The organism is Actinomycetes bacterium (genome assembly GCA_024222295.1).
GTDB lineage: Bacteria > Actinomycetota > Acidimicrobiia > Acidimicrobiales > Microtrichaceae > JAAEPF01.
Genome location: JAAEPF010000095.1, coordinates 23200 through 40165 on the forward strand (window position 1 = coordinate 23200; position 16966 = coordinate 40165).

At 68.0% G+C, this 16966-nt stretch carries 18 protein-coding genes; 3 read left to right on the plus strand and 15 right to left on the minus strand.

Annotated elements, in window-relative coordinates:
• Nucleotides 1-23 precede the first annotated feature (23 nt).
• From GY812_17425 to rimO, 8 genes are all read right to left on the minus strand, one after another.
• Nucleotides 24-812 (minus strand): LLM class flavin-dependent oxidoreductase, encoded by a 789-nt coding sequence (locus tag GY812_17425; protein ID MCP4437261.1) that lies wholly within the window; start codon nt 810-812, stop codon nt 24-26.
• Nucleotides 813-834: 22 nt separating this feature from the next.
• A complete protein-coding gene (locus tag GY812_17430; GenBank protein ID MCP4437262.1) occupies nt 835-2118 on the minus strand; it encodes a competence/damage-inducible protein A in 1284 nt (427 codons plus the stop codon).
• Nucleotides 2119-2127: 9 nt separating this feature from the next.
• Complete coding sequence (locus GY812_17435; GenBank protein MCP4437263.1) at nt 2128-2667, minus strand: RDD family protein; 540 nt, start codon at nt 2665-2667, stop codon at nt 2128-2130.
• Nucleotides 2664-3449: a hypothetical protein gene (locus tag GY812_17440; GenBank protein MCP4437264.1), complete on the minus strand. Its 786-nt coding sequence runs from the start codon at nt 3447-3449 to the stop codon at nt 2664-2666. Before GY812_17440 ends, GY812_17435 begins: the two co-directional genes overlap by 4 nt.
• A 57-nt stretch (nt 3450-3506) precedes the next feature.
• Nucleotides 3507-4229: an aquaporin family protein gene (locus GY812_17445; protein ID MCP4437265.1), complete on the minus strand. Its 723-nt coding sequence runs from the start codon at nt 4227-4229 to the stop codon at nt 3507-3509.
• On the minus strand, nt 4226-4672 hold the full coding sequence (locus tag GY812_17450) for an arsenate reductase ArsC (GenBank protein ID MCP4437266.1): 447 nt from the start codon (nt 4670-4672) through the stop codon (nt 4226-4228). Before GY812_17450 ends, GY812_17445 begins: the two co-directional genes overlap by 4 nt.
• 102 nt (nt 4673-4774) lie before the next feature.
• The gene (locus GY812_17455; GenBank protein MCP4437267.1) at nt 4775-5386 is read right to left on the minus strand and encodes a CDP-alcohol phosphatidyltransferase family protein; all 612 of its coding nucleotides are present in this window, start codon (nt 5384-5386) and stop codon (nt 4775-4777) included.
• Entirely contained in the window at nt 5383-6681 is a 1299-nt protein-coding gene (rimO, locus tag GY812_17460; protein MCP4437268.1) for a 30S ribosomal protein S12 methylthiotransferase RimO, read from the minus strand. The genes GY812_17455 and rimO overlap by 4 nt, the downstream gene beginning before the upstream one ends.
• Before the next feature lie 269 nt (nt 6682-6950).
• On the opposite strand from rimO, the gene GY812_17465 reads away from it, so the two are divergent.
• On the plus strand, nt 6951-7421 hold the full coding sequence (locus GY812_17465) for a hypothetical protein (GenBank protein ID MCP4437269.1): 471 nt from the start codon (nt 6951-6953) through the stop codon (nt 7419-7421).
• Nucleotides 7422-7436: 15 nt separating this feature from the next.
• Here GY812_17465 and GY812_17470 read toward each other — a convergent pair whose 3' ends face one another.
• Together GY812_17470 and GY812_17475 are read right to left on the minus strand one after the other, a co-directional pair.
• Nucleotides 7437-8369 carry an SMP-30/gluconolactonase/LRE family protein gene (locus GY812_17470; GenBank protein ID MCP4437270.1) on the minus strand — a complete coding sequence of 311 codons (933 nt, stop codon included), beginning with the start codon at nt 8367-8369 and terminating at the stop codon, nt 7437-7439.
• 76 nt (nt 8370-8445) lie between these two features.
• Entirely contained in the window at nt 8446-9366 is a 921-nt protein-coding gene (locus GY812_17475; GenBank protein ID MCP4437271.1) for a TIGR03619 family F420-dependent LLM class oxidoreductase, read from the minus strand.
• Between the two features lie 73 nt (nt 9367-9439).
• On the opposite strand from GY812_17475, the gene GY812_17480 reads away from it, so the two are divergent.
• Nucleotides 9440-9859: a YccF domain-containing protein gene (locus GY812_17480; protein MCP4437272.1), complete on the plus strand. Its 420-nt coding sequence runs from the start codon at nt 9440-9442 to the stop codon at nt 9857-9859.
• A 27-nt stretch (nt 9860-9886) separates the two neighbouring features.
• On the opposite strand, the gene GY812_17485 is transcribed toward GY812_17480, so the two are convergent.
• Nucleotides 9887-10300 (minus strand): hypothetical protein, encoded by a 414-nt coding sequence (locus tag GY812_17485; GenBank protein MCP4437273.1) that lies wholly within the window; start codon nt 10298-10300, stop codon nt 9887-9889.
• An 81-nt stretch (nt 10301-10381) separates the two neighbouring features.
• On the minus strand, nt 10382-12856 hold the full coding sequence (locus GY812_17490) for a DNA translocase FtsK (protein ID MCP4437274.1): 2475 nt from the start codon (nt 12854-12856) through the stop codon (nt 10382-10384).
• A gap of 88 nt (nt 12857-12944) precedes the next feature.
• Here GY812_17490 and GY812_17495 point away from each other — a divergent pair, with 88 nt between their 5' ends.
• Nucleotides 12945-14213 (plus strand): beta-lactamase family protein, encoded by a 1269-nt coding sequence (locus GY812_17495; GenBank protein MCP4437275.1) that lies wholly within the window; start codon nt 12945-12947, stop codon nt 14211-14213.
• A 37-nt stretch (nt 14214-14250) separates the two neighbouring features.
• Here GY812_17495 and GY812_17500 read toward each other — a convergent pair whose 3' ends face one another.
• From GY812_17500 to GY812_17510, 3 genes are read right to left on the minus strand one after another with little or no spacing between them, the layout of a single operon-like run.
• Nucleotides 14251-15360 (minus strand): hypothetical protein, encoded by a 1110-nt coding sequence (locus GY812_17500; GenBank protein ID MCP4437276.1) that lies wholly within the window; start codon nt 15358-15360, stop codon nt 14251-14253.
• 1 nt (nt 15361) lies between these two features.
• Nucleotides 15362-15781 (minus strand): VOC family protein, encoded by a 420-nt coding sequence (locus GY812_17505; GenBank protein ID MCP4437277.1) that lies wholly within the window; start codon nt 15779-15781, stop codon nt 15362-15364.
• Nucleotides 15781-16905 (minus strand): hypothetical protein, encoded by a 1125-nt coding sequence (locus GY812_17510; protein ID MCP4437278.1) that lies wholly within the window; start codon nt 16903-16905, stop codon nt 15781-15783. The genes GY812_17505 and GY812_17510 overlap by 1 nt, the downstream gene beginning before the upstream one ends.
• Nucleotides 16906-16966: the final 61 nt, after the last annotated feature.

Genomic DNA, 16966 nt, shown 5'->3' on the forward strand with positions numbered 1-16966 from the left:
TCTCACGCAGAGGAACAGGCGGCTCACTCGGGTGGGCCGGCACGTACTGCGTCGAGCACGTCGAGCAGGGATTCACCGGGCCAGAACGACTCCATCCACCAGGTCACACCGGCACGGGCATAGTCGAGTGCGTCGGCCGTCGGGTCGGCCACCGCGGCCACATCGAAACCCTCAAGGTGGCCGCGCTCGGCGGCGACCACCTCGAGCATCGAGGCGATCTCGGGTGGGCCCTGCTCGATTATGAACAGACCGTCCTCGCCGGCAGCGCGGCGCAGCGGCCGCGCTGCGGTGGTCCGCGCAGCCATCCAGATGGGCACGCGCTCCTGCAGTGGTGTGGGCAGGAGCTGCACACGCTCGGCCTTGTAGTGCTCGCCGTCGTGATCAACGGGCTTCCCCGACAGCAGCCCGCGCAACAGCGCCAGGCCCTCATCGAGCATGTCGCCCCGCTCGCGGGCGTCGACCACCTCGCCGTAGGCCGACAGCTCCCGGGCCGAGTCGACGCCGAGTCCCATGCCCAGGATGAGCCGCCCGCCGCTGAGGTGATCGAGGGTGGCGACCTCGCGGGCGAGCTTGTGGGGTCGGCGGCGCACGAGCGGGGTGACCATCGGTCCGATGCGGATCTGCTCGGTCACCACAGCCGCCGCGGCCATCAGGATCCAGGGGTCGGCTACCGGGCGCACCTCCTCGCGCTGCACGTGGTCCCACAGGAACAGGCCGTCCCATCCGGCATCTTCGGTGGCACGAGCAACTTCCAGCACGGCCTCCGGGTCAGCCAACTCATCGAACGGCGGGATGAACACTCCGTGGTTCATCGGCGTTCCCACGACTGGCGCATCATCCGGCCCAGTCCACGAGCCTTCGCCGCAACAGACCCAGCAGGGTGATGACCGTGAACTCCCGCACCTGCTTGCGGCGGCCCGGCAGGCGCACCTCCATGGTCTCCACCACTCCCCTGTCGTCGGGATCGCCGATCACGACGGCCAGGCACACCGTGCCGGGAGGTTGGCCCTCGGACTCGTCGGGGCCGGCGACGCCCGTTGCCGCGAGCGCCACATCCGCGCCCAGCCGCTCCCGCACCCCGAGCGCCATGGCCTTCGCTGCATCCTCGCTGATGACCGGTCCCTCCGGCACGCCGAGCGACTGCTGCTTGACCTCCGGCGCATAGGCGACCACGCCGCCCAGGTACACATCGCTCGCACCCGGCACATCGCATATGCGCGATCCAACCATGCCCCCGGTGACCGACTCCGCCGTCGCGAGTGTGAGCCCGTGGCTGCGCAACATGTCGAGCACGACGGATTCCATCGTGTCGTCGTCAACGCCGAACACAAGTGGACCGAGAAGTGCACGCAGCCGCTCCTCTTCCTCGGCGAGCATCTCATCGGCCTCGGCCTGGGTGGCGCACTTGGCGGTGATGCGCACCTTCAGCCCCTCCATTCCCGAGGCCAGGAACGCGATCGTGGGGTTGCCTGCGCGGTCGAGTTCGTAGATCCGCTCGGCCAACAGCTCTGCGAGGCCGGATTCCGACTCGCCCCAGGTGCGCAGGGTCCTGGAGCGGATGACCGCTTCGATCCCTGCGCGGCGCTGCAGATCCGACAACACGGTGCCGAGCATCATCTCCTGCATTTCCCAGGGCACCCCGGGCACCGCGTAGATGACCTTCTCGACGGTGTCGGCACCGTCGCGGGGCCACTGGAGCGGACACACGAGACCGGGAGCCGTTCCAGGCTGCTCCGCGATGAACGTGGCCCCGACCGGCCGCTGTGCCTGTCGCAGGTTGTTGTCGGGCATACGCCGCGTGCGACCCATGAACATGGAGATGATCCGCTCCTCCATCTCCTCGTCGGTCTCGAGGGCCACGCCCATCAGCTCGGCAATGGCGCTGCGGGTCAGGTCGTCCTGTGTGGGGCCGAGTCCGCCACAGCAGATGACCGCGTCGCTGCGATCGAGGGCCTGGGTAAGGGCCTCGACGATCCGGTACTGGTTGTCACCGACCTTGGTCTGGAAGTGAGAGTCGAGACCCACGAGGGCCAACTCCTCACCGATCCAGGCCGAGTTGGTGTCCTGAATCTGCCCCAGCAACAACTCGGTGCCTATTGCCACCACTTCGACGCGCATGGGCCGAAGCTAGTGGGTGGCGACGGCGTCGTCGGCCGGCTCCTCCGAGGAGCGCTGGGCGAGGAAGCGCCACCGCGCCGCCCGGGCGTCCCACGCGTACACCACTGCCGTGCCCGCAATGTGGTCGTGCATGGCACGGCGATCGCGGCCGAACAGGATCGGCAGGAATCCGATTCCGAGGGTCAGGAAGGTGAGCGGGAGTGCGATCGTGCGCGTGGCAGCGGTCCGCCCGCCGATCGAGGCACCCTCGGCCGTGACCACGCGGATTCCGAGCACAGCCATGCCGAGGGTCTTGCCACTCATCGCCCATGGGTATGAGTAGTACAGGAACAGCCAGATCGAGTACGCGATCAGCGACAGGATCCCCGTGAGCTCGACATCGAACTCGTGGTTGGTCACCAGGCTGACGCTCCAGGCCACCGCTGCTGTGCCCAGCGAGAAGGCTGCAGTGGCCACGGTCTGGTCGAGCACGAACGCCGCCAGCCGCGACACGGCCCCGGCGTAGTGCCCCTGCTGGCTGATTGCCTGGCCGTGCCCCGCTCGTTTCACGACTCCCCTCCATGGTCCGCACCCACCGGCAGCGCCTTCGGGTCATCGACCAGCAGGGGTGGACCCGCCGGCAGTTCATCGGGATCCTTGCGAACTATCCGCGCGCTCACCCGGGCGACCACGTTGTCGAGGCTCACTCCCTGGCGACGCACCGCGTCGAGCGCCTCGGAAGCGACGCCCGTGGTGGACGCCGCGATGATCGACCCGATCTCGGTTTCCTGGATCAGCTTGTCGACGTCGATCCGGCTGACGAGCGCGTTCAGGTCGATGCGATCGAGCAGGGCATCTATGTCGATGCGCTGCATCAGCGCGTCCAGGTCGACGCGAGCGACGATCCGGTCGATGTCGACCCGATCCACGATGCCGTCGATGTCGACCCGATCCACGATGCCCTGGACGTCGACCCCGGAAACCAACTCGTCGACATCCACCTTCGAGATGATCGCCGCTATGTCCACATCAGCGAGCAGCGCGTTGATGTCTATCGCGGCGAGCACGTCATCGAGGTTGATCGCCCCCACCACTTCTGGCGTGACGGTCGACAGCACCTCGGTTGCCGCCGGGCCGGCCTTCTCGCGGACCTCCTGGCCTTCCTGGGTGAGCGGCGCCGACACAAGCCGTGCCGCCGCGGTGAACAGGCGCCCGGGTGCGCTGCGACTGACTGCGGTGGCGGCGCGGCCTGCGGCCGACACGGCTCCTATCGCCGTGTCGACAGCCCACTCGACCGGTATCCCCGGCTGTCCGGGTTCCGAGTCGTCGTGGGGCAGGTCCGATTCGTTCACGCAGCGAGTCTTGCCCATCGAACGGCCACCTGGGCGTCTATCGGCCGCTCCAGGCGCTCAGGCCACTTCGTCGTGGGGCTGGATGACATCGGCGGCCACATCCGCAGCATCCGGGTACAGATAGCCCACGAAGAGGATTGCGATTCCCAGACCAACGAGTTGGGCGACTAGGAAACCGGGAACCGACGCCGGAGCGATTCCGGCGAACGTGTCGGAGAACATGCGCCCCAGAGTCACCGCCGGGTTGGCGAAGCTGGTTGAGGCCGTGAACCAGTAGGCGCCCGTGATGTAGGCGGCCACGGCGAAGGGCACCAGTGCGACCCGCCCCGAGCGGACCGTGCCGAAGATCACGACAACCAGACCCACGGTGGCCACGACTTCAGCGAGGAAGGTTCCGCTGCCGATGCGGTCATTCGTCGACCACGACACCGCATCGAGTTCGAACATGAGGTTCGCGACGACCACGCCGGCGATGGCGCCGACTACCTGCACCACGATGTAGAGGGCCGCAACCTTCAGGGTGATCCCGCCGAACCAGGCGTCGGCGATGCTCACGACCGGGTTGAAGTGGGCGCCCGACACGGAACCAAACGCAAGGATCAGTGCAGCCAGTGCCGCGCCGGTCGCGATCGCGTTCTCGAGCAGCTGCAACCCCACGTCGGAGGAGAGCTGCCCGGCCATGATCCCCGAGCCGACCACTGCAATGAGCAACGACGCCGTGCCGACGAACTCGGCCAGGAGCGGACGTCCCAGGGACCGCAGGGGCGTTGGGCCTGTCATCGTCGGCCGGCAGGGACTTCGACACCGAGTTCGCCCAGGAGCGCGGCCACGTGGTCCCGGATCTCGTCGCGCACTTCGCGGACCACCTCGATCGGCTGGCCCGCCGGGTCTGCCAGGTCCCAGTCAACCCGCCGTGTGCCGGGCACCACCGGGCAGTCGTCGCCGCACCCCATGGACACCACCACGTCGACCATCTGGAGCATGTCCGAGGTCCAGCGCTGCGGTACGCGCCCCGAGATGTCGATTCCGACCTCTGACATCGCCTGGACGGCCATCGGGTTCAGGGCCTCTCCGGGGTTGGACCCGGCGCTCAGCACGTCAATCGAGTCGGCACCCATGTCGATCGTGAACCCGGCAGCCATCTGGGACCGACCGGCGTTGTGCACACACAGGAAGAGCACGGTTGGGCGGTCGGATTGGGAGCGGACTGGTTCGATGGCCATCGATACGTGAACCTAGTTGGGCAGGACACGGGACACGGCGGCGCACCGGCCGCCCTTCGGAACAGTTCGTCGCCCGTTCACCCCGTGTTCACCGGCACCCCGTCAGCGAGCACCCTCACCCATCGACGTCGCCCGCGAGCCGGCGTGGATGTACTGCGCCGCGCTCACCCAGGCCACGGCCACGGCGAGCCACAGGCACACGGTCGCCATCCACGGATAGGGGTTGGTCCATGGCCACACCACAAGCGACACCGAGCTGAACTGCAAGAAGGTCTTCGCCTTGGCGATGTTGGACGCCTGCACGGCGAGACCGCGCCGCGCCCAGAATGACCGGAAGCCGGATATCAACGCTTCGCGCAGCGTGATCAGGAGCACCGGAATGAACCAGTAGGTCACCTTCGGGGCGTTGGCCCCGCTCTGGGTCCACTCCGCGATCACCACCGCCCACAGGCCACCGAGGGCCAGCACCTTGTCAGCCAATGGGTCGAGGAACGCGCCCGAACGGGTCGTCCCCTGCTTGCGGGCCAGCCAGCCGTCGAGGCTGTCAGAGGCGGTGATGGCGACCCATCCCGCGAACAGCAGCCAGCCTGATCCCTTGGCGATGATCGCCCAGAACACCAGCGGCGACAGCAACAGGCGCACGAGGGTGATCACGTTTGCGGGCGTGAGCACCGCCGAGGGTCCGAAGGTCTTGTCGGAGTCCGCCTGGGTCATGGCGCCGCCTTCGCCCCAGCCTGTTGCACCGAGTCCGCCACGAGGTCAGGACCCGCAGCCGAAGTCACCACGACACGGTGGAACTCCCCCACCGCCAGCGACTCGGGCACGGAGATGATGCCGTCGATCTCGGGGGCCTCGCGGTGCGAACGCGCACGACGGGCCTCATCGACCAACACGGTCACCTCGGTGCCCACCAGCGCGTCGCGGGCGTCCGCGGTGATTCGATCCTGTAGTTCACGCACCTCTGCGAGACGCTCTGCCACAAGACCGCCGTCGACCTTCGGCTCCAGGCCGGCTGCGTGTGTGCCGGCCTCCTCGGAGTAGGAGAAGAACCCGCACCAGTCGAGGCGCGCACGCTGCACGAAGTCGAGCAGTGCGTCGTGGTCGGCCTCGGTCTCACCCGGGTAGCCGACGATGAAGTTGGAGCGCAGCGCTGCGTCGGGGGCGAGCTCGCGGATCCTCTCGATGCGCTCCAGGTACGAACTGGCGTTGCCCGGCCGCCGCATGGCCCTCACCAGGGGGGCCGAAACGTGCTGTAGGGACAGGTCGAAGTAGGGCACGGGCGACGAGGCGACCACCTCGATCAACTCGTCTGTGAGCTCCGAGGGGAACAGGTACAACAGGCGTACCCAGTCGACCCGGACAGCCACCTCGCTGACCAACTCGACGATCCGGCGCTGCCCCGTGTTCTGGTCGCGGCCGAACGCGCCCAGGTCCTGTGCCACCAGCACCACCTCGCGCACCTGCAGCTGCTCCACCTCCTCGAGTATCGAGTCGATGCCGCGGCTCACCTGCGGTCCCCGAAAGCTCGGGATCGCACAGAGCCCGCACGCCTTGTCACAGCCCTCGGCGGCCTTCACGTATGCCCAGGGCCGCTGCGCCGCCGGCCGGGGGAGGTTGAGCAGGTCAAAGCCAGGAACCCCATCTGCCGGGGAGATGTCGAGCTCGCGACCTCCCCTCGACGCACGCAAGGAGACTGGCTGGCCGAACTCAACGACCGCATCGGCCTCCGGCAGCGCCTCGGCCAGCTCATCGCCGTACCGCTGGGCCATGCAACCCGTCACCACGAGCTGGGAGTCGTCGGTGCGCTGTTCGTGCAGTTCGAGGATCGTCGCCACCGACTCCTCGCGGGCCTCTTCCACGAAGGCGCACGTGTTGACCACGACCACATCCGCGCCCGCAGGGTCTTGCGCCGGCGACAGGCCGTCAGCGGCCATGTGCGCGCGGATCTTGTCGGAGTCGACCTGATTCTTCGGGCACCCGAGTGTCTCGAGCCAGAACGTGCGCGGCACCGATCCAGCGTAGCGGTCGCCTGTTCGGACGCCGGCAAGCCGTTGGCGACGACACGGGCCCCATCGAGGTGGGATCTCCCACCGGCCCGTCAGCTACCGTTGCAGTAGGCAATGGAGGGAACCCAGTGGGCGACAAATTGACCAGTGCAGCAGGCCACGTTCGCAGACTGACCGCAACGTTGGCCGGATGTGTCCTCGTCGCGTCGGCGTGCGCGTTGAGTCCCGGGACTTCCGCACCCCCACCCCCACTGGACGACACTCCGGTCTGGATGCTCGGCGACAGCCTCGCCTGGGCAACCGCGGCCCACATGCAACCACTTCCAGCCGTGGGCGCGGTCGGTGCGGCAGGTTTCACTTCTGCTGCCACCTCGAAGATCCTCGACCATGCGATCCCGCTGCTCGCAGGACACAACGACCCGACCCATGTGCTCGTGCTCGGCGGCGTCAACGACCTGAAGCCATGGATAACCACGGCCGATGTGACGACGGGTATGCAGGAACTCGAGGACGAGATGACGTCGAGGGGCATCGCCACCGTGTGGATCGCACAGCCCGGATGGTCCTACGCGGCAGCACTGGACCCCATCGCCGATTGGGTCAATGCGAAGACCCTGTCCATCGACTGCCGTCAGGTGGCGGGTCCGTCCACCGACGGCATCCACCCCTCCAACTACGGTCCGTTCTCAGGCTGCATCGATGACGCCCTGGCGTCGATGGGCATCACCTGGACCAACGACTGACACCCGGCACCCCGCTCAGGCGGTGTGAGCGAGCCTCAGCCCTGCCACGGGCCACACCGCCTTCAGGAGGCGGCCCGTGGCCGATGCCGTGACAAATGCCGCGCGCAGGTCGTCGCCACCGAAACAGATGTTGGTGGTCACCGGGTCACCAGTGGGGATGTGCACGGCGAAGCTGTGGTCGGCAGCAGCGACGGAGATGCCACCGTTGCCCAGCGTGGCGACGCACACATTGCCATCACCGTCGACCGCCAGGCTGTCGAACAGGTCCTCGTCGGGTGCGGCGTAGACGAGTTCGCCATTGGGCGGCATCAACCCGGACCCCACGGCCACGCCGGGCTCGGGCACGTCCCATGCAAACAGTCGCCCGGTGTGGGTCTCCGCGACGTACACCCGGTCGCCGGCCGGGCTCAGGCCGATGCCGTTGGGCGAGGCCAACGGAAAGATGACCTCGGTGATCGCCGACCCGTCACACAGGGCGTAGTAGACCGCGGTGCGGTCGGTGGTGCGCTCGAGGCGTAGCCCGTGGTCGGTGAACCAGAACCCGCCGTGGCCATCCATCACGAGGTCATTGGGGGCGCGCAGCGGACGGCCGTCGCACTCGGTGTAGATGGTGCTCACCTCACCGCTCGACAGGTCCACGCGCTGGATGGAACCGCCCTCGTAGCTGTCGGGCACCTCGCCGGGCACGATGATCCCGCCCAGGTCGTGGAACTCGAAGCAACCACCGTTGTTGGTGATCCACACATCACCGTCGGGACCCACGGCCGCTGCGTTGGGCCCACCGCCGCAGTCGGCAACCACCTCGACGGTGCCGTCAGGCTGCACGCGCGACAGGGTGCCCCGGTCAATCTCGACCACCAGCACGGAGCCGTCCTGCATCGCCACCGGACCCTCGGGGAACCGCAGCCCGTCGGCAACATCACTGAACTCGACTGAGGAGAAGTCCATCTCGGGGGTTCTATCACCACTGGACAGACGAAATCGTCGATCGGCCTCACCGACATGGCCAAGCTGGTCGGCGATCTCAGGTCTGGAGGTCCATGACAGCTCCCGAGAGCGCCGCGATCTCGTCGGACCACGCTCCGACCGTCGGCTCCGCAACGGGCACCAACACGAACTTCGAGGCCCCCACAGCAATGAACGACTGCAACAGGTCACGCAGGGCGCCGGCGCCTGCGGGGATCACTTCATCGACATCAACATCGGGTCGGAATTTCTCGATGGCGGCGCGGTAGGCGTCGTCGAGAGGACCATGGGAGTAGGGCACGAGGGCGCCGAGGTGTTGGGGGTCGATCCTGCGTTCGTGCTCTGCAGCGGTCTGGGTCACCAGCTCCCAGCCACGGGCCACATCGCTCGGCGTGCAGAACGACGGCAACCAGCCGTCGCCCAGGCGGCCGACCCGGCGCAACTCTGACGGCGCACGTCCGCCCAGCCAGACCTCGAGGGGCTCCTGAACGGGCTTGGGCCCGACCGTCAGGGCGCTGACCGAGAATCTCTCGCCGTCATGGGTCACGTCGTCCTCGGTCCACAGCCGCCGCATCAGACCGAGCGCCTCGTCGAACCACGGGGCGCGCTCCGCGCGTTGCACTCCGAAGGCCGCCTGCTCTATCGGTCGCACCGCGCCGAGCCCCAGCGCCGGCAGGAAGCGTCCATCGGACAACCGGTCGAGGGTCGCCATCTGCTTGGCAAGCACAACCGGATTGCGGCCCGGTACCACTCCGACGGCGGTGCCGAACTTCAGCCGCCGCGTCCTGCCGGCCAGCCAGGCCATCGCGACGAGCGGGTCGGGAGCAGGTCCACCGAGCTGCTCGGAGAACCACAACGAGTCCCAGCCGCCATCTTCGAGCGCATCGACCAACTCGCCGAGTGCACCGTCGTCCGCTGCCCGGCTGCGTGTTCCGAGTCCGAACCCGATGCGCACCTTGAGCGGAGTCTCGACTGCCATGGCCGACTTCCTACCAGCCCGGCGATACCGTCGCGTGCGGACGTCACGATTGCCCAACCGACAGGAGTCCCCGGTGCGCACGATCGGCAACATCATCTGGTTCCTGCTCAGCGGTCTCTGGATGGCCATCGCGTGGGCCTTCTGGGGTCTGTTGTGCTGCATCACGATCATCGGGATCCCGTTCGGCATCCAGTGCTTCAAGCTGGCCGGATTCATGCTCTGGCCGTTCGGCCGGACCGTGGTCAAGGATCCCAATGCGTCGAGCCTCGGCATCCTCGGCAACATCTTGTGGTTCATACCCGGGCTGATCCTGGCCATCAGCCACTTCATCTCGGGCGTGGCCCTCTGCATCACGATCATCGGGATCCCCTTCGGAATCCAGAACTTCAAGTTCATGCCTCTGGCGCTGTTCCCCTTCGGCAAGACAGTGGTGGACCAGCACAGCGTGCAGTACGCAGAACAGGCCTACGCGGTTGGCCAACTCGGGAGCTGAGCGCACGCTGGCCCCGAAGGCCTGGACTCAGCTCGTGAAATCCGTGCGCTTGTGGGAGCCGTCGCACATGGGTTTGGCGGCCGACTCGCCGCATCGGCACAGGAAGTGCCGCTCACCGCTCGACAACACCACTCCGGAATCGTCGAGAACTTCCAGCGGGCCCATGACCACCAGCGGCCCATTGGAACGCGCCGTGATCGTCACCGGGGCGCCGTTCACCGCGTCCGCATTGCCGGCCGCCCCGGGCCCCTCGGCTCCGCCATCGATGCGGGTGTAGGTGAGCGCACGCGATGGGCATTCGTCGATCGCCGACGCGACCTCATCCGCGGTCGCGCCCGATGGGTCGACCCACGGGCGAGCCTCGGTGTCGAACACGCCGGGCGCCTCCCGCACGCAGTTGGCCGAGTGAATACACAACCCGGGGTCCCAGTGAACCTGTATGCCGGGACCTCGGTAGTCACGCCCGCCACCGGAGCGCCGCGAGGACCGCGATGAGGCACCGTCGTCCTCATCGGGCGTCGCTCACAACTCCCCGGACTCCACGAGGTTCTCGAACTCCTCGACGGTCATCATTACCTCGCGCGCCTTCGATCCCTCCGACGGCCCGACAACGCCTCTCTGTTCGAGCAGGTCCATCAATCTGCCCGCCCGGGCGAAGCCGACCTTGAGCTTGCGCTGGAGCATCGATGTGGACCCGAGCGAACTGCGCACCACGAGCTCCATCGCCTGACTGAGCAGCTCGTCGTCCTCGCCGGAACCCGCGGCTGAGCCGTTGGCTCCCCCACCGCCGGCATCCGACTCGGTGGCGACGCCCTCGACGTAGTGCTCCTCGACCTCGGGCGCGAGCTCACGCCAGTGCGACACCACATCACGCACCTCGGCCTCTTCGACCCAGGCTCCCTGGATGCGCTGGGGCGCGGACGAGGCGGGGCCGAGCAGCAGCATGTCGCCCTGGCCGACCAATCGCTCCGCACCGGGCTGGTCGAGGATCACCTTGGAATCGGTCGAGGACGACACAGCGAACGCGAGGCGGGCCGGGATGTTGGCCTTGATGACACCGGTGATCACATTCACCGACGGCCGCTGGGTGGCGATGACGAGGTGGATACCGACTGCACGTGCCATCTGCGCGATGCGGCAGATGGCGTCCTCGACGTCGCGTGGAGCCACCATCATCAGGTCCGACAACTCGTCGACCACCACCAGGATGAAGGGCAACCGCGAGAACTCCCGTTCTTCGCCGAGCGCCTGGCTAAGGTCGCCTCGGTCCACCGCCCCGTTGTAGCCCGTGATGTCTCGGACGCCGGCCTCGGAGAGCAGGTCGTAGCGGCGCTCCATCTCCTTCACCGCCCATGCCAGCGCGTTCGCGGCCTTCTTCGGGTTGGCCACGACCTGGGTGAGCAGGTGCGGAATCCGGTCGTACTGCGTGAGCTCCACCCGCTTCGGATCGACGAGGATCATGCGGACCTGTTCGGGGGTGGACCTCATCATCACCGACGTGATGATCGAGTTGATGCAGCTCGACTTGCCCGCGCCGGTCTGACCTGCGATCAGCAGGTGCGGCATGGTGGCGAGGTTCATCATCACGGCCCTGCCGTTGATGTCCCGCCCCACTGCCACTTCCAAGGGGTGGCTGGCACGCTTTGCCTCGGGTGAGGCGAGGATGTCGCCCACGGCCACGATCTGGCGGTCGGAGTTCGGCACCTCCACGCCGATCGCCTGCCGGCCCGGGATCGGAGCGAGGATCCTCACGTCGGGAGATGCCATCGCGTAGGCGATGTCCTTGTGGAGCGACGTCACCTTGGACACCTTCACACCGGTGCCGAGTTCGAGTTCGTAGCGGGTAACGGTTGGTCCGGCGGTCTGCCCGATGAGGCGCGTCTCGACGCCATGGTCCGCCAGCGCCGACTCGAGCACGCGACCGCGTTTCTCGATCGCCTTCTCGTCGATCTTCGTCTTGCCGCTCAACCCCAACAGGTCGCCCGATGGCAGGCGCCAGGGAGAGTTGCCTGCGGCAAGGTCGAGGTCGAGCTGGGTGGCCTCGCCGACCTCTTCGGCCTCCGTGGGCTTCGCCTTTCGCTTACGGGAGCGCTTCCGTGACTCCTTGGGGGGCCCGGCCGCCTCGTCAGCCACCGCGGCCATGTCGGCGTCCTGGTCATAGAGGCTCGGCCGGTCGCCCAGGTCTTCATCGCCCGGCTGCCGGTCGCCCGGATCGAGTTGGAAGAGGCCGCCCAGCCACCTGCCTGCGCGCTTGAGCCCGGGGCCGGTGTGGGTGCCGATCCATCGGGCCATCTGCGCCAGCGACCAACCCGAGATGAGGCTCAGCGCCAGAACAGCGAGCGCAAACAACACCACGCCGGTTCCCCACGCACCGATCACCCCTTCGAGGGAGGCAGCCAGGCCGGCACCTGCGAGGCCACCGGCATCACGGTAGGCGTCGACGCCGTCGGCATCGATGGTCGCACCGTTGGCTGCGAACAGGTGGGCGAAGCCCATCACCACGACCGCAGCGAGCAGCGAGCCCGCAACCACCGCGGCCATCCGTGCCGGGCCGGGGCCCATCTCGAGGGTGGGATCGCCCGCGGCCGCCCCTTCGGGGTCTTCGTCCTGGCCTTGGGGGGGCTGGCGGGGCCCGCGGATCAGCAGGGCGCCACCAACGACCAGCCCGATCGGTACGAGCACCCTCGCCAGGCCGACCAGGGATCCTGCTGCGGTGTCGGCCAGGCGGCCCACGACCGCTCCGGACGAGAACCAGATCCCGAGTGCCGAGATCGCACCCAGCGCAATGAGCACCAGGCCCCACACGTCGTGGCCGCGACCGTCGAACAGCAACCTCAGCGGCGAGTCGCCGGAGAAGGGACCGCCACCCCCGGAACCTGAGCCCTTGGATCGGGTCGAGCCCTTCGAGGCGGGCTTGCGGGCGCGCCCGGAGCCGCCCGCCGAGCCCTTGCCACGAGCGGGTGCCTTCTTCTTTCGGGATGACTGGGACGTCGCCACTGGGTACCACGGTAACCATCCGCTGTGACACGATCGCGGCACCGCCCACCGGGGCGGGATTTGGTGGGTTCGTCGGTAGCTTGAGTGCATGAAAACCCCCACGAGGTCACGCAACCGTGCCTTGCTCTGCATCACCGCGCTCGCCGCGTCCGTCAGCCTCGTAGCTGCTTCGTGCTCCAACGACGGCGATCCTGCCGCAGGCGATGGCACCTCCACCTCCGCGCCCGGCGACGAGGGCGCCCTGTGGAGCGGCCCGGCACCCAACACCGACGAGATGTCACCCGAGGATGCCCAGAGAATCGATGAGGGCGCCCAGCAGGTGCTCGCCCAGTCCGGCGGCGCCACCCCCGGCGCATGGGTGGGGATCTGGGATGCCGACACGGGCAAGCACATCGGGGCCTACGGCAACGCAGTCATCGACGGAGCGGAGGCGAAGTCCGACCAGAGCGGACGCATCGGATCGGTGACGAAGACCTTCACGGCGACGGCAATGCTCCAACAGGTGAGTGAGGGATGGGCGTCCTTCGACGACACCGTCGAGGATCTGCTGCCCGACCTGGCCAAGAAGTACCCCGACGTGGCATCCGTCACCGTCGAGCAACTCGTGGGCATGACCTCCGGCATCCCCGACTACGCGAACAGCGACTGGTTCCTGCCCCAGGTGGTCGCAGACCCCACCAAGGTGTGGACAGCGGACGAGATCATCGACCAGGTGCTCTCGCGCGGTGACCTCTCGGCTCCGGGCACCGCCGGCTACTCCACCACCAACTACCTCATCCTCGGCGAGATGCTGCAAGGCCTGGTGCAGGGCGGCGGGGACATCGGCTCGATCATCACCTCACTTGCCGACAACGCCGGCCTCACCCGAACGGCCCTCCCACAGCCTGACGACGCCGAGCTGCCCGACCCCTACTCCAACGGCTACGTCACCGAACCCGGCGTCGAGGAGCTGGCAGCCGCCGGAGCAACTGTCGCGGCCGGCACCGACGTCACTGACTGGTCGCCCTCGTGGGGCGGCGCCGGCGGCGCGATGTACGCCAACATCGAGGACCTCGGCCAGTGGGCCGGTGGCGGCCTCGGCACTTCGCTGCTCAGCAAGGACACGGGCGACAAGCGGATCAGCGACACCAAGTCACTGCCCGAGGGCACCGACTACGGCCTCGGAATCGAGGTCTGGGGCGACGGATGGATCGGACACACCGGCCAGATCATCGGCTGGGAGTCAATGGCCGCCTACAACACCGACACCGGAGACGTGTTCGTGGCCATCGTCAACGAGACCGGCTCACTGGCGGTGGCCGTGGGCATCGCCGACCAGGTCTACCCCGAACTGGCCGAGCGCATGGCAGGGTTGTGACCTGTTTCGCCTTGGCGCACCAGCGCCAGGCCGTGCATCAGCTCCCGTAGCCCTCGCCGGGCACCACGACCTCATGCGCGCCCGCTGACTCGACCGACTTGGGCAGCACGCTCCAACGCTCGCGCAGCCCTTCCAGCGACTTGTCCTTGAGCTGGAACTGATCCACGCCTCCCATTGGGTCGGCAGTGCACTTCGAGGCCCGCCACAAGGCATCAGCGAGGCGTTCGGGAGAACCGGGTTCGGACAGCGTGTCGCCGCGCGCGATCTGCACCGGCAAGCCGCCGACGGTGTCCACGCTCGCGTTCTGGAACAGAGCCAGCGTGAAGATGAACTGCACGAACCCCCGCGGGTCGCTCATCGTGCCGGCAATGAACGCGAACACATCGATCTCGCCCTCGGGGTCAGTGCTGTAGTCGGTCAGCACGTGTACCCAGTCGTGGAGCGCACCTATCTCATAGATGCCGTGGTGCTCGCCCGGGAACGGGAAGTTGTGCACCTCGTAGAAGTCGGCCACGGCACGACCCCAACTTCCGGGCTCGCAGTCGCGCAACGCCTCCCAACGCCTGGCCACGGTCTTGTCGCCGACCACCCCGTAGTAGGCGAGCTTCGAACGGGCGTACTCCCACAGCTTCCCGGTGGCCGCCCCGAGCAGGGTCTGCTCCGTGTACCAGGAGTTGCGCATCAGGTCCGCGTGAAGCCGCACCAGGTGGTCACGCGCAGTGTCGCGGGCGATGTTGACCTCCGGCACCGAGACGTGCATCGCGCCGAGGTACTGCTCGACGTGTTGCTCCACCTCCGGGCGCACGGGGTCATCCAGCAGCTCGAGCAACACACACAGGTGCGCCACGAGCGCACGCTCATCCGGACTCTCGAGCGCCTGGAGCAGCTCGGAAGGACCGATCGGCTCGACATCGGCCAACGACGGCAGACCCTGGCCCACGAACCTCGACGCCAGCGCATCAACCACCGCGACCTGCACCTCACTCAGGCCTTCACCGTCAACATCGAGCGCACCACGCAAGCCGCGGAGGACCTCCGTGGACGCCTCCGCGTCCGGCATGCCGGTGAACTCGAGGGCGGCCCCCAGTTCCGGGCCCGACCCGCCGCCATCCTCGGGCTGACCGGCTGTGTCCGTGGTTGCAGTCACCTCACTTGCCCCCGTCGCCCCACCGGGGCCGCGCCAGCTCGGGGGGCAGCGGGGGCAGGATGCAGAACTCGTTGCCTTCGGGGTCCGCCATCACCAGGTGTGTGTCGCCGTCGGGCTCGTGCACCGTCCGGCGGCGTTGGCCGCCCAGCTGCACGATCGCCTCAGCCGCCGCCTCGACGTCGTCCACCTCGATGTCGGGGCGCACCCAGCTCAGGCGGTCCGGGCCGGCTTCCTCAGGAGCCTGGCTGGCACCCCAGGGCTGGAACGCCAGGTATACACCGCCGGGGTCCGGAGTCAGCTGGAGCCAGCCCTCCTGGCGCTCCGCCACCTCCACCCCCAGCAGCTCCTTCCAGAACATGCCGGTCTTCTCCGGGTCGTCGCAGTCGACCACAAGGGCCCTGAACCATCCGATCGCTGCCATCAGTCACTTCCTTTGGTGCCGAACGAGTCGAGCCAGTCATAGACGGCGGCGTTGCGTACCTGGGGTGCCCCGATCTCACAGTCCAGGCCCGCACCTGCCGCGTCGATGAACGACTCCACATGCACGGTACCGGCGAGCCCGGCAGCTACAACGTCTCCCTGGCCGACGAAGGACTGCGCCGACTGGGCCTCGGCCACGAAGGCCGGCGTAGCGACCGAACCCAGGGCTTCGGGGCCCATCCTGTAGCGGTCCATGACCGCGAGCGCGCCCTGAAGGTCGTCGGCGCCCGTCGCCATCAGGAGCTTCGCGCTCGCAATCGGGTCATCGACCGCCACACCCGAATCGGTTCGCAGCTCCACGACGCCCGGGTCCAGCACCACGGCGCCGGCGTCGAGGGACCCGTCTGCCAGAGCGTCGAGGACGAACCACGAACCGTGGTTGACCCCCATCGCCACGAGGGGCGTGGCGTCCCCGCCGGCGGCGTCACGCGCCCACCCGGCGGCCGCGCCGACCACTCCGGTCCAGTCGTCGGCCAGACTGAGGCCGTTGCGCAACAGGGCCGCCCCCTGGCCCGGCCCTTCCACCAGCACGACCTCCCAGCCGCGGCGAAGGCCTTCGGACAGGCCCGTCATGCAGGCGTCGGACAACGGGGTGTCGAGGCCCTGGACCATCAGTACCACTCCCCTGGGTTGCTGACTCGCCGGAAGCGAGAACCGATACCCGGGGAGGCCGCCCGCGGGAGTCGGGATGGTCACCGCGGCCGACGGCGTCGGCCAGAGCGCCACGGCTTTGTCCCACGCCGTCCGGTGCTGTTCCCAGAGTGCCAGGACCTCGCCAGAGCGGTGTGTCACCGGTGCCCACCATGCGCCGCCGAACAGGTAGTTGGCCGCCCGCAGGGCGAGGCCCCAGCCAGTTCTCCGCCGACCCTGACCCGAGGCCACGTCGGACTCGGCGAGGAGCCGCCGACCCAGGCCACAGAACTCCTCCAGCCAGCTGTCGGGGTCGCCGTCGGTGATCCGTTCGACAGTCACCAACACCTCGCCCACCTCCGCGGTGCCGTCGCGCACACCCGAGAGCAGGCACCGCACGGAGAAGTCCATGCCGAAGTCCTCGAAGAATTTCATCGTCCCAGCATGGCGCCGGATCCGCTGCAATCCACGCGCCCGCAGCGCGTGGACGGGCAAC

Coding starts and splice junctions, on each gene's coding strand:
- GY812_17445 (MCP4437265.1), bottom strand. CDS start 4,229: ATGACAGGCCCAACGCCCCTGCGGTCCCTGGGACGTCCGCTCCTGGCC.
- GY812_17465 (MCP4437269.1), top strand. CDS start 6,951: ATGCTCGGCGACAGCCTCGCCTGGGCAACCGCGGCCCACATGCAACCA.
- GY812_17510 (MCP4437278.1), bottom strand. CDS start 16,905: ATGAAATTCTTCGAGGACTTCGGCATGGACTTCTCCGTGCGGTGCCTG.
- GY812_17455 (MCP4437267.1), bottom strand. CDS start 5,386: ATGACCCAGGCGGACTCCGACAAGACCTTCGGACCCTCGGCGGTGCTC.
- GY812_17475 (MCP4437271.1), bottom strand. CDS start 9,366: ATGGCAGTCGAGACTCCGCTCAAGGTGCGCATCGGGTTCGGACTCGGA.
- GY812_17450 (MCP4437266.1), bottom strand. CDS start 4,672: ATGGCCATCGAACCAGTCCGCTCCCAATCCGACCGCCCAACCGTGCTC.
- GY812_17430 (MCP4437262.1), bottom strand. CDS start 2,118: ATGCGCGTCGAAGTGGTGGCAATAGGCACCGAGTTGTTGCTGGGGCAG.
- GY812_17505 (MCP4437277.1), bottom strand. CDS start 15,781: ATGGCAGCGATCGGATGGTTCAGGGCCCTTGTGGTCGACTGCGACGAC.
- GY812_17425 (MCP4437261.1), bottom strand. CDS start 812: ATGAACCACGGAGTGTTCATCCCGCCGTTCGATGAGTTGGCTGACCCG.
- GY812_17470 (MCP4437270.1), bottom strand. CDS start 8,369: ATGGACTTCTCCTCAGTCGAGTTCAGTGATGTTGCCGACGGGCTGCGG.
- GY812_17495 (MCP4437275.1), top strand. CDS start 12,945: ATGAAAACCCCCACGAGGTCACGCAACCGTGCCTTGCTCTGCATCACC.